General features: G+C 45.7%; 15 protein-coding genes and 2 pseudogenes. 11 read left to right on the forward strand and 6 right to left on the reverse strand.

Annotation, left to right across the window (positions count from 1 at the left end; genetic code table 11):
* Positions 1-276 precede the first annotated feature (276 nt).
* The 4 genes and pseudogenes from J2X61_RS31635 (at position 277) to J2X61_RS31650 (ending at position 3,236) form a co-directional block, all read left to right on the forward strand.
* The gene (locus J2X61_RS31635) at positions 277-1,251 is read left to right on the forward strand and encodes an HD domain-containing protein (protein WP_310193872.1); all 975 of its coding nucleotides are present in this window, start codon (positions 277-279) and stop codon (positions 1,249-1,251) included.
* Positions 1,252-1,311: 60 nt separating this feature from the next.
* A pseudogene (locus J2X61_RS31640) lies at positions 1,312-1,725 on the forward strand (transposase); the annotation flags it as partial.
* Between the two features lie 153 nt (positions 1,726-1,878).
* The gene (locus J2X61_RS31645; RefSeq protein ID WP_310193875.1) at positions 1,879-2,190 is read left to right on the forward strand and encodes a hypothetical protein; all 312 of its coding nucleotides are present in this window, start codon (positions 1,879-1,881) and stop codon (positions 2,188-2,190) included.
* Between the two features lie 554 nt (positions 2,191-2,744).
* Positions 2,745-3,236, forward strand: coding sequence for a GNAT family N-acetyltransferase (locus J2X61_RS31650; protein WP_310193878.1), 492 nt, complete (start codon positions 2,745-2,747; stop codon positions 3,234-3,236).
* Between the two features lie 234 nt (positions 3,237-3,470).
* Here J2X61_RS31650 and J2X61_RS31655 read toward each other — a convergent pair whose 3' ends face one another.
* The 3 genes from J2X61_RS31655 to J2X61_RS31665 are packed head-to-tail and all read right to left on the reverse strand — an operon-like array spanning position 3,471 to position 6,157.
* A complete protein-coding gene (locus tag J2X61_RS31655; RefSeq protein WP_310193881.1) occupies positions 3,471-4,337 on the reverse strand; it encodes an SDR family NAD(P)-dependent oxidoreductase in 867 nt (288 codons plus the stop codon).
* A 48-nt stretch (positions 4,338-4,385) separates the two neighbouring features.
* Positions 4,386-5,375 (reverse strand): NADP-dependent oxidoreductase, encoded by a 990-nt coding sequence (locus tag J2X61_RS31660; protein ID WP_274472873.1) that lies wholly within the window; start codon positions 5,373-5,375, stop codon positions 4,386-4,388.
* Positions 5,376-5,398: 23 nt separating this feature from the next.
* Complete coding sequence (locus J2X61_RS31665) at positions 5,399-6,157, reverse strand: SDR family oxidoreductase (RefSeq protein WP_310193884.1); 759 nt, start codon at positions 6,155-6,157, stop codon at positions 5,399-5,401.
* Positions 6,158-6,348: 191 nt separating this feature from the next.
* On the opposite strand from J2X61_RS31665, the gene J2X61_RS31670 reads away from it, so the two are divergent.
* The gene (locus J2X61_RS31670; protein WP_274472875.1) at positions 6,349-6,987 is read left to right on the forward strand and encodes a TetR/AcrR family transcriptional regulator; all 639 of its coding nucleotides are present in this window, start codon (positions 6,349-6,351) and stop codon (positions 6,985-6,987) included.
* A 91-nt stretch (positions 6,988-7,078) separates the two neighbouring features.
* On the opposite strand, the pseudogene J2X61_RS31675 reads toward J2X61_RS31670, so the two are convergent.
* Both J2X61_RS31675 and J2X61_RS31680 read right to left on the reverse strand, forming a co-directional pair.
* A pseudogene (locus J2X61_RS31675) lies at positions 7,079-7,606 on the reverse strand (SDR family oxidoreductase); the annotation flags it as partial.
* A gap of 41 nt (positions 7,607-7,647) precedes the next feature.
* The gene (locus J2X61_RS31680) at positions 7,648-8,205 is read right to left on the reverse strand and encodes a Dabb family protein (protein ID WP_310193887.1); all 558 of its coding nucleotides are present in this window, start codon (positions 8,203-8,205) and stop codon (positions 7,648-7,650) included.
* Positions 8,206-8,329: 124 nt separating this feature from the next.
* Between J2X61_RS31680 and J2X61_RS31685 the strand changes: the two genes are divergently transcribed.
* Positions 8,330-9,208: a helix-turn-helix transcriptional regulator gene (locus tag J2X61_RS31685; protein ID WP_310193890.1), complete on the forward strand. Its 879-nt coding sequence runs from the start codon at positions 8,330-8,332 to the stop codon at positions 9,206-9,208.
* Positions 9,209-9,275: 67 nt separating this feature from the next.
* Here J2X61_RS31685 and J2X61_RS31690 read toward each other — a convergent pair whose 3' ends face one another.
* The gene (locus J2X61_RS31690; RefSeq protein ID WP_310193893.1) at positions 9,276-9,503 is read right to left on the reverse strand and encodes an MmyB family transcriptional regulator; all 228 of its coding nucleotides are present in this window, start codon (positions 9,501-9,503) and stop codon (positions 9,276-9,278) included.
* A 140-nt stretch (positions 9,504-9,643) separates the two neighbouring features.
* Here J2X61_RS31690 and J2X61_RS31695 point away from each other — a divergent pair, with 140 nt between their 5' ends.
* From J2X61_RS31695 to J2X61_RS31715, 5 genes are all read left to right on the forward strand, one after another.
* Positions 9,644-10,570, forward strand: a complete 927-nt coding sequence (locus tag J2X61_RS31695; protein ID WP_310193896.1) for a helix-turn-helix transcriptional regulator — start codon at positions 9,644-9,646, stop codon at positions 10,568-10,570.
* Positions 10,571-10,646: 76 nt separating this feature from the next.
* Positions 10,647-11,447 (forward strand): SDR family oxidoreductase, encoded by an 801-nt coding sequence (locus J2X61_RS31700; RefSeq protein WP_274472878.1) that lies wholly within the window; start codon positions 10,647-10,649, stop codon positions 11,445-11,447.
* A 258-nt stretch (positions 11,448-11,705) separates the two neighbouring features.
* Positions 11,706-12,044 (forward strand): ArsR/SmtB family transcription factor, encoded by a 339-nt coding sequence (locus J2X61_RS31705; RefSeq protein ID WP_274472879.1) that lies wholly within the window; start codon positions 11,706-11,708, stop codon positions 12,042-12,044.
* An 80-nt stretch (positions 12,045-12,124) separates the two neighbouring features.
* Positions 12,125-13,126, forward strand: a complete 1,002-nt coding sequence (locus tag J2X61_RS31710) for an NADP-dependent oxidoreductase (protein WP_310193899.1) — start codon at positions 12,125-12,127, stop codon at positions 13,124-13,126.
* Between the two features lie 570 nt (positions 13,127-13,696).
* Positions 13,697-14,653: a sigma-70 family RNA polymerase sigma factor gene (locus tag J2X61_RS31715; protein WP_274472881.1), complete on the forward strand. Its 957-nt coding sequence runs from the start codon at positions 13,697-13,699 to the stop codon at positions 14,651-14,653.
* Positions 14,654-14,709: the final 56 nt, after the last annotated feature.

Here is a 14,709-nt window from a genome sequence, read left to right on the forward strand (position 1 = left end):
TCTCCTGAATAGGCATCCCAATCGCTCAGTTTATAAATGAGGTCGATTGGCTAGACATCTCAGAAGAGATGTCCATGACCTCCTCTTTTCACATGCGTATTACAGAAAGCAAGACTATTGACTCAGCTTCTTTAATATGTATAATAAAAATGTACAATTTATGGAATCAACAAACTGTTAAACTGTGGTTATCCCACTCTCATTATTGATGAGCCGGTTTTCGTATCTCTTGCAGATATGAACCGGCTCTTTATTTTTTGCCAAAGGAGAATTCAAATGTATCTTTTCAATCAGATCAATGAATACTTTGATCCTTTCTATCAGATCCAAATTCAGGTGTTTCCATGGGAGATGGAGCTGATCCAGACTTCTGCTGTTCGAAGGCTGAAGTTTTTATCCCATTACGGAACAGGCTCGTTCATCACATCCGCTAAGCATAGCAGATTTGAACATACGATTGGAGTCTGGACAATTGTTTCTACTTTCTTCCCGAAGGATGAGGAGTTGCGCATTGCCTCCCTACTTCATGACATTGGGCATCTGCCTTTCTCACACGCGGTAGAAAATACGCTTGGTTTTAACCACCATACAATTACAGAAGAAAGGATCTATGGGAATGAAGTCTCAACTATATTGAAAAAGTATGGATTTTCACCCGATCGCATCATTGAAATCTTAAATATTGATTCTCCGCTCTCACATAAAACACCGTTTTTAAGCGCGGATCATTTGGACAGCTTTTTACGTGATTCATACATGCTTGGGGGGGCATCAATCCATCCGGCTTCTATTTTGAAGCGCATCCGTTTTAATGGTAATTTTGTTGAGGCGGATCTAGCTACTAGCAAAAGTATTCTGAGCGCGATTCATTACGATCATATTACTTTTCTTCACCCGCTTACGTTAGCATTGGATGCGCTTTTGTCTAAAGCAATCGCGATCTTCGCTAAAAATCAACGAGTGGGTTTACAATTTATTGTTCCTCTGACCAATAACGAATTACTTGATCTTCTACTGAGTTCTGGGATCGAAGAGGTCCGGAAAATAATGTCAATAATAATGTGTTATCCTGAGAAAGTAGTCATTCATTCCGGGGATTTTGAAGGTGCCGAGAAGGTTGAGGTACGGAAGGTGTATGATAAGACGCCTCTCGTTGACGGGAAAGCGCTTATCTCAATCTGTCAAGAGAGCCGAGAGCTGATAGATAATATTTGTTCTTTGAAAAAGTGTTATTATTATTCTTACTCGTAACAAATACGACAGAATTAGCAAAGCTCGAACTTAAGCTGCTGTTAACACAGTACGAGTTGCATTAAAGGTATTGGTCGGGTTAGCATAGCTGGATTTCTGGCTGAAGTTGGCGACATTGTGCGTTACCGGCATCCTAATCAAATCATAAAGCTAGCGGGCTTGAACTTAAAAGAAAATACGTCCGGTAAACACAAGGGACAGACAAAGATCACCAAGCGTGGTCGTAAGCGGCTACGAGCACTACTATTTCGCGTCATCATGCCACTGGTGGCTAAGAACCGAGCATTTAAGGCCTTACATCAGTACTACACCAAACGGTCAGATAATCCCTTGACAAAGATGCAGTCGCGCATTGCGCTATGCAATAAGCTGATTCGAGTTCTCTTTGGTGTCCTAAAAAAGGGTCATCGGTTTTGTGAAAAAAAGATGTTGCAGGATATCCCCCAATTCACGGCAGTGTCGTTAGCGGCTTAGATTCAATGTTTTCATAGAAGTCGAAATATTAGAAGGGATAGACAATTGAAGCACATCAATAGACCATTGCACTGGGAGACTATAGTTCAATCAAGAAATGAAGGCAGCAAGAGCGACGTATAGGATAATGCACAGGGTCTAGGAGTGATGAACATGTCTGTACCTGATGTAGAAGCGAAAATAACTTTTTTAAAGAATGGCGTAAGAACAAGACCTGTGTTCACAGGGTACCGTCCTAACCATCTGGTTACTGACAATTATCTAACTTCTGGAGCACACCATCATTATGAAAAAGACAAAGTTGAAATGGGTGAGACTGTATTAGGAACGATTACCTTCATTTCTCCAGAAGCTTATCCGAATACTTTGTGGATTGGTAAAATAATAAATATTCAAGAAGGGTCTAGAATTGTAGGCCATGCCGAGATTACAAAGGTTTTCAATTTACAATTGTTAAAAAATTGACAGCAGTAGAATCGGATGATTAACCTAACGGGAGAACGATAGTTGAATAAGCAACCAGGTTAAAGCTGCCGATCTGATCGGCAGCTTTATTACGTTAACTGGCAGGAATATGCAACTTTCTCTTTTGTTATAATGTCTAATATTATGTAGAAAAAACAAGGAAGTCGGTGGTGGGAAATATGCGTAGGACCTTGAATTTTAAATTAATTTTGCCAAGCATCCAAATCATTCTCACTATTATTTCTGTACTAATAGATCAAAGTTTCAACCATGGGCGTGGCGAGGGTGTTAATCAAGTAACAGCCAATTATGTAAGCAATATCGAATTTTTCATTAAGTTCTTACTTGGATACGATGATATCGTCAATTACAATTTCAGATTAATCACAGTATTATTGGCTATTGGCTTTTGGTATTTAGTCGGCTTTGCGGTTAATAAATCGATAAAACATTTCAGATAAAAACTATATTAGTCGTTCAACTAACGAATACGATAGCAATAACTAGGGGTTATAATTTGGGTTTGAACTTTACAACGAAAGGATGAATTCTCTGTGGATCTCCAGGTGAAAAATATTTCGGATAACCAAGTAGCGGATTTTTGTTCAATTCTAAAAGAAGTAGTTATGTGGCTGCATACTCAAGGTCAAGGTATGTGGAGTCTTGAACAGGTATCCAGGGAAAAAATATTAAGTGAGTATTCGATTGAAGAAATGTTTCTGGGTTACATGGAGGATGTTCCTGTATCAACAATGATTCTACAGGAAGAAGATGATGTATTTTGGCCATCAGTGGTTAAAAATGAGTCGCTTTTTCTACACAAGCTTAGTGTACGACGTCAGTTTGCCAATTTTGGATTGGCTAGGGATATGGTCAAGTGGGCAAAACAAGAGGCACAGAATCGGAATAAAAGATACCTCCGATTGGATTGTGCAGCTGATAGACCTAAGTTGTGCTCATTTTATGAGTCCATTGGTTTTAGTAAGGTAAGGGAACAAGTGTTGTTTAGAACGTATCCAACAGCCTTTTATGAAATAGAAGTTTGATTATCATCTAGGCATTGAACTATGTCGGATTCGAGCGCATGCTGAAGCTACATCGGAATTTGATCACCATGCATGCCTATAACGTCGCCAATCCGGAAAAGTTAAGACATCAATAGATTCACTACTTTAATGCTCGAAGGGAGCTGCCGCCGTCAGCTCCCTTGCGTGAAAAGACAGATGCGTAAAGGGATCTGAGAGCCCGAATAGGCGCTTTAAGCAGCGTTCTTCTGGACCTCAGCCAAGAAGAACACTTCCGTCAAGAAACTCGTGGCTATATATGTCCGAAATTCTGTCCAGTACACGCTGCGCATGTTCTACAAATTTCAAGTCCGCAATCCGACTTTTTAACAAAAATACGCCACTCTCATTGCGGTGTTTGCCGAGGGCCCCCTCATATAATTGATCGGCGCCGTGGGTAGGCGGAGAGGAAAGAACCTTAAAAAGCAGTTCAAACCATACGGGCATTCCCGAGTCTTTTCCTTTTCTTAGAGTATTGTTTAGTCCCGGGTCAACGCTGCGGATCTTGATGCCTTCCTTGGCAAGTTGCGGCGCCACGGCTTGTGTCCACAACGATAGCGCCATCTTTGAGGCCGCATAAGGGCCGACCATTTTACGGAAAATTTTGGGATGCTCTAAGTTTTCGATTGAGAACTCCTTCGTAAATCTAAGCACCTGTGATGAAGTGTTAATAACCGTTTTTAATCGACCGTTTTTCAACAGTTCCTTCAATTCCATCAGAATGATGTAAGGAACGACCGTCAATAATTCATAATGCTTTTCGCGGCCTTGTTTCGAATAGCTCAGCTCACTTAAGCCACCTCCGGCGTTGTTGAACAAAATATCGATCTGCCGCTCCTTTCCTTTGATCTCTTCCAAAGAGCGTCTCAAGCTGTCATAATCGGCGAGATCCGTCACTTTATAGGCTCGAAGCGATCCGTTCTTGAGGGCATTTCGAATGAACGTATCGTCCGCCGGAAAATCGGAACGGTTCAAAGTAATCACCTGCCAGCCCTGCGACAGAAATTTCCGGGCTAATGCCAATCCGATCCCCTGGCTTGCGCCTGTAATCAGTGCGATATGTTCTCGTTGGTTCGTATTCAATGGATGTCCCCCCTTCATATTTCAAAACTCTCCGCTTATTTGAGCACATCAGTCGGCGGCGGGCAGGAGAATCAGTTTGCCGTGGGCACGCTTGCTCTGACTGATCTCCAGGGCTGTACGCCAGTCGTCGAGTGAGAAAGTCCGGGCGACCGGGATCGTGAACTTGCCCTCTGCGGTATACTGGGCAAAGTCGCCGACAACGTCATAACGCAGGGTGTGTACTTCTCCGTAGCTGGCGCGAACGCCAAGTTCGGCGGCCGCGGCAAAATCGCTGACGGTTAGCACGCGCTGGGGAAGCCCATTGACGATATGAATCAGATCTTTCATGGCTCCCCCGATCGGTGCGGCATCCAGGACGAGGTCAACAGGCTGCTTCGCTAGTTCTGCTACTCGCTCAACTAATCCATCACCGTACGAGGTCACCATCGCTCCCATGGCGCGGAGTTGGTCGGCGTAGGTGGAACCAGCGGTTGCGACCACATGAGCGCCGCGCATAAGGGCAATCTGGACGGCGGCGAAGCCTACGGTTGTGCCGGCTCCGTGAACGAGTACGGTCTGGCCCGACCTCACCCCGAGAGTATCAATCCCCCGGTAGGCGGTTTCGACCGCCATTGGCAGCGCTGCAGCCTGTACAAAGTCGAGTCCGGCCGGCATGCGGAACCAGTAGTACATAATCGCTCGGTCGGACGCGCCGGCGCTCGATCCGTCCATGAAATCTGCGGCACCAAGGACGGCATCGCCAATGGCGACATTGGTTACGCCTTCTCCAACTGCGTCTACAATCCCCGACACGTCCAGTCCAATACCGCGAGGAACCGGCAGTTGACTGGCAAAGTGTCCTCGGCACATCGCCCAGTCAACCGGATTTAACCCGCAAGCGCGTACGCTCACGCGAATGCGTCCCGGTCCTGGTTCTGGGATCGCCGCCTCCTCCAAATGTAAGACATCGGTCGGCTCGCCGTAGTCGCGGAAGCGGATCGTCCGCATGGTAACAGGGTTAGATGCCTGATTCTTCACATCTTTGCTCAAATTGTCCATTGCGATGTTCCCTCCATTTCTGCTCAGATCTGGGAGCCGCCTCCGTCAACAGGGAACTCAGCCCCAGTGGTATAGGTGGCGTCAAAGGCTAGGAAGGCTACGACTTTGGCGACCTCGACTGGATCGCCCAAACGCAACATCGGGATCTGCTGCGTCATCTGTGCCTTTGTCTGTTGGGCAGCTTCTATCGGCATTGACTTCTCCAAAATACCTGTATCAATGACGCCAGGACTGACTGCGTTGACGCGAATATTTCGAGATAATAACTCGCGTGCCAGACTTCGAGTCATGGAGCGCAGCGCAGCTTTACTAGCTGCGTACGCACTGAGCATGGGGAGACCCACTACGTTCACGATTGACGTAGTAAGGACTACCCCGCTTCCTGCGCTCAGGAGCGGAACGAGTTTTTGTACGGTAAAGTACGGCCCTTTGGCGTTGATTGTATGTATCTCGTCGTATGCTTCTTCGGTCGTTGACTCGAAAGAAGTAAAGCCCGTGACACCTGCGTTAACGAACAGGGCGTCTATTGTTCCAAATTCAGCCTTCACTCGATCGGCTAACGCGTCGATATCCTTCAATGAGGCGGCATCGCTCAAGAACGGGATTGCGTTGTAGCCGAGTTGTTGTCGAGCCGCGTCAAGCGTCGCCTGAGTACGTCCAGTAATCAGAACGCGTGCTCCTTCATCCACTAGCAACTTCGCTGTCGCGAGGCCGATTCCGCTGCTACCTCCCGTGATCACGACGTTCTTGCCGGAGAATTTGCCTTTGCCGATTGGTTCCATTTGAATCGTCCTCCCTTTGTATAATCCGCAATCGGATGATTAGGTACAGGAACGATTATACAACAATTAATTAACAAAATAAACTACTTTAATTAAATTAGTTAATTTAATTCATTTGATTATGGGTGTAAATAAAAGGCGGTAAATTTGTTATAATGTGTTTGACACGTATCAAAGGGAGGCACTAATTTGTGAGAAAAGCCGCGAGTGTGGAGACATATGTCGAAAAAATAAAACCCGTTATAAGAAGAACAAAATTCAGCCAACTGAAAGTCGACGATCTCGCAAAATATATGGATATCAGCAAAGTGACACTATATAAGCATTTTGCCTCCAAAGATGACATCATCGAACAAGTTGTAAATTACTACATTGATTACTCGAAGCAAGCCGACACCGTGGTCAAAGATGATTCCGTCTCTTTTTTGGATCGGTTTCAAATCACATTTGTACAATCTTTGATGTGTGCCGCGTATATCTCCGATTTGTTCTTGCAAGATCTGAAGGAATTTTATCCGCACCATTTGGAGAATCTGTCTTTTGCCCTGCAAAGTCGGAATAAAAGCTTACAAACATTTTTTGAATCCGGAATGGAGCAACAGATTTTCAACAGATTGAATGCCGTGTTGTCTATGGTTCAAGATGACGCTGTGCTGCGACGCTTTATCGAGCCATCATTTTCGATTCAGTATGATATCACCTTGAAACAAGCAATTATGGATTTCTACCACATGAAGAAGTATCAACTGCTAAAACCTGAATATCTGAACCGAATAGACGACTCCGATATGGAAAGAAAAATCGTTCATATTCTGCAAACAATCTCATAAGCGAATCGCCTGAGCATGTCGAAGCGGGGAATGAGGGTTAGATCCATTGTGAAAAACAAATAGCCCCTACAGCGTTTAGCAGTGTAAGGGGCTAAAAAACTCTCCTGCACGTTAAAAAACCGCCATTAACACGTAGTGTTTGACCCGTTACCCACTGCGATTCTTCGCTCGCAAGAAAGAGGATCACGCCTGCAATGTCTTCGGTCTCCCCGAGACGGCCGAATGCGTTCATGTTAGCAAGCCCCTCGGGTGTTTTGCCAACCGTGAACAGCTCGGTATTGACAGGACCTGGCGCTACGACATTAATCGTGATAAGTCTCTTTCCAAGCTCTTTGGCCAAATGGCGCTTAATTGTTCGACGGCTCCTTTAGAGCCGGCGTACGGACTGTAAGCCGGAAACATCTGACCGGTCGCCGAAGTGGAGAAGTTGATGATGCGGCCATTGGGATTTAGAATGCTTGGCCGCAAGCTGGCATGAAAAGTAGATCCCTTTGACATTAATCGCAAACAACTGGTCGTAATCCGCTTCCTTTACATCGCCAATAGGTTTTGTGACGACGATCCCCGCATTATTCACTACAATATCTACTTTGCCGGCAAGCTTCTTATCCATTTCCGCGAATCCCCTTTCTAATGTGGTTTAGAGGTTAAAGGGGAACATCAGGCAAACGGGTAATCCACAACGGCGACCCCTTCGACAAATGGGCCGATGGATTGCAATAAATTTTGATGCAGGGGGTGCTGAACATAATTCCGGCAAGCCTGCTGATCCTCAAAAGTAACTCGGATCCCCAGCGTAAAACCTTGTGCGTGGTCGATTTCCTCCGTCATGTTAATCCCGGCACTAAGATCGACGATTCCCGGAATTTTCCCCTTAAAGTCATGCGCACGCATGACCGCCCTTTCTTTCACTTCAATAGAAACATCGGGCTTGAATTTCAATAGTACGATATGCTCAAACATCTTACTCCCTCCAAGGTTCCTGAATATTGTTCGCTTTGCAACTGCTTCAATCGGGACTACGAGATCTAGGTACTTTATCGTAGGTTCGTACGTTCGATCCCCCTTCTCATTAAGCTTCTCATGAACCAGGCCGATGTACGCTTCATTCCCCGGCAACAGCTGCGAGGAGATGCCGGACGAGAACAGAATGTCGCGCAGATGGACTTGCGCTTTAATTGATCCCAACAATCCCATGGAAGATCCTACTTTATCCATTCTTGCTATTCTCCCTAAGGAAGACATAGACTAGTGTATATGGGATTAACGAGGCTAGGGAGAGATCTGGTTATCGTAGGATTGCGAATCCTATTTACATGAATAGAAAGGAGGCATGGAGGTCATGGCGAACAGATTGGACCGTTATGAGGAATTGTCTCGTTTTTTGCGTTCACGCCGTGAACGAATGACCCCCAAGCAAGCAGGATTGCCGGGGTCCGGACGAAGACGAACGCCCGGGCTTCGCCGCAGCGAAGTCGCTCTGCTGGCAGACGTGGGATTGGATTGGTACACCTACTTGGAACAAGGGCGTCATATCAACGTATCCGCCGAGGTTCTTGATCGAATAGCGGAAGTGCTTCGACTAGAAGAATCGGAACGCAGGCATCTGTATCATCTTGCCCGTAAGGAATTTCCCTTGATCAATACGCAGCAACCCTCTAAGGTAACGACGGAACTTCAACGTTTTTTGGATAGCCAAAACCTGTCCCCTTCGAATGTCATGGATGCGCGAATGAACATCATTGCCTGGAATGAAGCTTACTGCGCATTGAATGGGGATCTCGCGGCTATTTCGGATAGGGAAAGGAATTTTGTCTGGATGACGTTTACTTCTCCCCGTTTCCGCTACGTTAAAGGAGAACAATGGGAACTGCATGCGCGACGGATCGTAGCTAATTTCCATGCTGGTTATGGGCGTCACGGTGACGATCTATGGTGGTCCGAGCAATTTGAGGCGCTGTCGCAAGCTAGCAGGGAGTTTCGGGAATTTTGGGATTCCCAGGAGGTTCTCGATGCCATCGATGCTCCCAAGACGCTGCATTGTCCGAATCTTGGGAAATTGAATTTTGATCTTGTATCGTTTCAGTATTTGAACGATGCAAACTTGACCGTTTCTATCCACGTTCCCCATCAAGACGGCACGGTAGAAAAAATGCAGCGGTTGTTAGGTGACTATCGGAGCCGTCATTCAGGGCTGCTTGAATCTTCTCAAAGAGTTTAGTATGAGACAACCGAAACTTAGGTAGACATGAATCAAGGCACCCAAGGGGGTGCCTTTTGATTTCTTTCTATAAGTGGGTAAAATACTTTTCCAGCTTAGACCTTGTTGCTGTGAGAGGCATGTAAATCATCACTCTCATATCAGGATCATTGGGGATTTGCAGGGTAATATGATCAAACTCCAAATGTCCCATGTCAGGATGCACCACTTCTTTAAATCCTTCAAGAGAAAGGATAGTGACAAAAAACGTGAGGTGGATGGAAGCATAGCGAATATGATTGAATCCTTGAACCATTTCGGTATTGTTAATGACGAAGGACCAACAACATTGAAATATGAGTCAGGGGAGTATGGACCGACAGGTGGTTAGTTGAGCTTAACCTGACATATTATTGTCAAGTTTTAACGGATATACTGAAACCTAGAGGTGAGCGGATGCAAATCAGCAGATTATTTCAAGTGGTTTATATGTTATTGGAAAATGGCACCGTTACGGCAAAAGAGCTGGCCGAGCGATTCGAGGTATCTGTCAGAACGATCTATAGAGACGTCGAGGCCTTAAGCCAGGCTGGAATTCCAATCTATACCAGCCAAGGAAAAGGTGGCGGCATTTCCCTTTCCGACAGGTTTGTCCTGAACAAATCTTTGCTTTCCGACAAGGAGCAGGATGAGATCCTTTTTGCCTTGCAAAGCTTGTCCGCGGCCCAATTCCCTGATTCCGGCGAGGTTTTCTCGAAACTGAGCAGCCTGTTTAGGAAAAACAGCACCAACTGGATTGAAGTGGATTTCTCCTCTTGGGGGAGCGGGCAAAGACAAAAAGAGCTATATGCATTGCTGAAACAGGCCATTCTGGAGCATAAAGTGATTTCGTTTACCTACTTGAGTGCGACTGGAGAACATAAAAGCCGGAGAGCCGCGCCAGTGAAACTGCTTTTTAAGGACAGAGCCTGGTATGTAGAAACCTACTGCTTCGAACAAAACGCTTTAAGAACCTTCAAGATTACCAGGATGTCGAATGTTCGGCTTTCAGACGGGGACGGGATTGAGCTTCTTGAGCTTCAGCAGGGCTGGCCATCCGGGACTTCTCCTGCAGAAGATTCGGTTAAAAAACCTCTGAGGATCCCTCTGGTATTAAAAATAGAATCGGCTGGAGCCTATCGCATCGTGGATGAGTTTAAGGAAGAGGACATTTTGAAACAGGAAGACGGGTCTTTCCTGGTCACTTCAGATATGCCTCCCGGCGAATGGCTTTATCATTATCTTCTTTCCTTTGGACATTTACTGGAAGTCATTGAGCCGGAGACTGTCAGGCTGGAAATGAAAAACCGCACGACCAAAATGGCCGAAAAATATTTGAGATAACTGGACATGCTGCTGTCAGGTTCTGTTGATTAAACTAACCTTGTACCCAACATTCGAAGGAGGAATCAGCAAAACGATGGAAAACAGCCCGTACTTATTGGATATGAGCAAAGAATTTGCAGGTAAACGAGCCCTGGTGACCGGCGGAACCCGGGGGATCGGCAGGGCGATCGTCCAACGGTTGCATGCAGCAGGAGCTGAAGTTATAGCTACGGCAAGATCATTGCCCGAAGCATTGCCGGAGGGGGTAGGGTTCATTCAGGCCGATGTCGGACTTCCGGAAGGCGTGGATCATATCATTCAGGAAACGTTTCATAAATTCGGCGGTCTGGATATTTTGATTAACAATGTGGGAGGTTCCTCAACTAGCACGGCAGGGGCGTTAGCTTTAACAGATGAGGATTGGCACACGACGTTTAACGCCAACCTGTATTCATCCGTCCGCCTGGACCGTGGATTTCTTCCTTACATGGTTGGGCAGCAAAGCGGAGTAATTGTCCATATATCTTCGATCCAGCGCAAGCTGCCGGGCAACATGACGATGCCTTATTCAGCCGCCAAAGCTGCGCTCGTTAACTACAGTAAAAACCTGGCGACCCAGTTTGGCCCTGAGGGAATAAGAATCAACGCATTGGCGCCGGGATTTACCGAAACGGAAGCAGCGGAACGGTTGATCGAGAGAATGGCTGAACAAGCGGGAACCGACTATTTAGCCGCACGCCAGCAATTAATGAACGAGCTTGGCGGCATTCCTCTCGGCCGGCCGGCCAAACCTGAGGAGGTTGCCGAGCTTGCCGCCTTTCTGGCATCAAGCAGAGCTTCTTCTATTACGGGTTGTGAGTATGTCATTGACGGCGGAACCATCCGCACCGTTTAACGCTTCCAATAAACCCGATCCGGATAGCTATTGGGGAACGGTAGTTGAATAGCTTTTATGAAAAAAGTGCTTCAAAACTTATTTGTCACCCGACAGTTATTGTTGGATGACAAATATGTTTGAAGTGGACAATAACGTTTTGAAATGACAAACAAGTAACCTCCCAAAATTACCCTCGTCCTTTAGCTTGATTATGTGAAGGAAATAGCTATAATTACGTTTAAGGGATTAAACGAATGAACTAAAGAGGTGGATTGAATGAGCCAACAAACCGAGCATGTTCTACAACAATTTAAAGATTGTATCCCATTATTGGAAGTGCTGACGGATGAAAACCGTCAAGCCATTATTATACTGTTGGCGGAGAACAAATTAGGACTTAATGTTAATACAATATCAGGCCATATGAATTTATCTAGACCGGCTGTATCCCATCATTTAAAGGTGCTGAAACAGTCTGGTTACATTAAAGCCGAAAAAAAGGGCGTAGAAAACTATTATGTATTGACCGTCCGCAAACCGCTTGAACAACTCAAATCCTTGATTTCTGCCGTTGAACACGCATGCAATTGGTCCAATGATTACCCTAAGACTTGAAGGGAATACTTTAGGGAGAAACTTATAATGCACAATTGGTCCATTTGTTTAAACTAATAATCACAAAGGAATGATTTGAAATGAAGGCCATGATCATTGAGAAATACGGGGAAAACGTTCCATTAGTATTGTCTGAACAACCACTGCCTGCTATCGGGGAACATGATGTTCTGGTGGAAATTCATGCAGCAAGCTTAAATCCAATTGATTTTAAGATTAAGGAAGGGAAAATGAAATTCCTGTTGAATTACAGGTTTCCTCTAATCTTAGGAAATGATTTTTCCGGTGTTGTAGTCAAAGTCGGTGATCGGGTGAATACGTTTAAACCCGGAGACGAAGTTTACGGAAGACCCCGCAAAAACCGAATCGGAACATTAGCCGAATATATTGCTGTTCATGAAGAAGACATTTGGCTGAAGCCGCAGAATCTAACCTTTGAAGAGGCAGCATCGATACCGCTGATTGGCCTTACGACTTACCAAGCTTTTGTTGATATACTAAACCTTCAAAAAGGCCAAAAAATCTTGATTCACGCAGGTTCGGGAGGCGTAGGAACCTTCGCCATCCAACTGGCCAAGCTGTTAGGCGCTTTTGTTGCCACAACAGCGAGCGAAAAAGGCTATGAATTGGTCAAATCGTTGGGGGCCGATCTAATTATTAATTATAAAAAAGAGAATTTTGAAGAAATTCTTACCGGATATGATGCTGTTTTTGATACTTTAGGTGGAGAAGCCTTAGAAAAATCATTCCGCATACTGAAGCCTGGCGGACAAATCGTATCCATCTCCGGAATGCCAAACGGCAGATTTGGAAAAGAGGCGAATTTGGGTTGGGTGAAAACAACAATTTTGTCCATCGCGAGCCGTAAGATCAAGGCCCTAGAGAAGAAGAGCCAAACGAGATATCATTTTCTTTTCATGAAACCGAGCAGAGAACAATTGAGAGTTTTAAAGGGATTTATTGAAGGAGGTCTCATTAAGCCGATTATTGACAAGGTGTACCATTTGAATGATGCCGGTCAAGCATTTAATTACCTTGAGTCCGGAAGGGCTAAAGGAAAGGTAGTCATTCGAATAAAGTAATTATTTCGGAAAAAACAATGTGCTTTATTTTGTGGAGATTAAGGGGGGATTATGCAAGAACAATCTCATTTGAAAAGCTTTAGTTCACAGTAAGAAATGATTGTTTCATTTCGCTGACCAACTAAGTGATTGGCACAAAGTGCCTGCTTATATTACTTTTTAAGTGAGCACAATATATATGCAAAAAGCCTGAGAACGAAATTTCCCCACAAAACAGGCTGATTTTTTTTGCTAATTTGAACAAAATAGAAAGGTGGTAAACTTAATGTCCGATAAAACTAAAACGAAGATAACCAAATCTCAGCGAACCGTAGATAAGGAACTGAAATCCCGAACTCGAAAATCGCCTGACCAGTCCGCACAAAATAATACACACGATCAACCAGGTGATGCTTAGAGTGAATGAATGAGTATACGCGGGATAAATTATTTGTGAATATAATTACATGAAAAAGCCAGCAGACCCTCGAGTTTGCTGGCTTATTATATTTAAGTTCGGATTGAGGCCGTCCGCTTCATTGCATATAATGAAGGTACCACCCTTCGGGGAGATCGTTAAGGGAGGCTGCGATGAACGAGACCGCATTTGACGAACCATTATTTACAAGCTTGAAGCCGGGCTTAACCTCGTTCTGTTACCGAATGCTAGGCTCCATGGACGATGCGGACGATGCCGTTCAGGAAACGAGTATTCGGGTCTGGCAGAGCTGGAGCACGTTCAGACAGGATTCCTCGTTCAAAACTTGGGTCTATCGGATTGCCTCCAACCTGTGCTTGGACAAGCTGAGACAATCCAAACGCCGCGCGCTTCCCGTTGACCTGTTCGACCCGGCCGTCGCCATCGTCGAACCGCGCAACACGCTGCCGGACTCTGCTTGGATCTGGCCGTCTCCCGACTTTGGGGGCAATCCGGAGGATCGGCTCGTCCGCAGAGAAACCCTTCAACTGTGCTTCATCGCTCTCCTGCAGACCTTGCCTCCGCGGCAGCGAGCGGTACTCATTTTGAAAGATGTATTTGAATGGTCCTCCAAGCAGATCGCGGAAACGTTGGCGATGTCGCCGGCAGCGGTGAACAGCGCCTTGCAAAGAGCACGGGAGACGATGGACAGGGCGCAGCTTCGCTCGGATGAGCTCAGCAGCATGGACGTTCAACCGGAGCAGCAGCTGCTGTCCAGGTATGTGGAGGCCTTCGAGCAATTCGATATTGCTGCGCTCGTCGCGTTGTTCCACGAGGAAGGCAGCATGTCGATGCCGCCCTTCGAGATGTGGATCCGCGGCAAGGAAGATTTGGCCGCCTTCTATTCGCTTACTCGCTGGCATTGCGAGGGTTCGCGATTTGTGCCCATTACGGTGAATGGAGGTTATCCGGCGTTGGCCCAGTATATGCCGGGCAAAGAGGGCTCTGGCCTGGTACCCTGGGGCATCCACGTCATCGAAACCAAAGAAAATCAAATCCTGCACGTTCAAAACTTCATTCATACGCCATTATTTTCGCGATTTGGGCTGCCTGAGCGAATTGACCGATGAATTTCGTCATTGGCTTACGTCTATATTATTGAGAATAACCAAACGACGAATATCAT

The organism is Bacillus sp. 3255 (assembly GCF_031456485.1).
Classification (GTDB): domain Bacteria; phylum Bacillota; class Bacilli; order Paenibacillales; family NBRC-103111; genus Paenibacillus_E.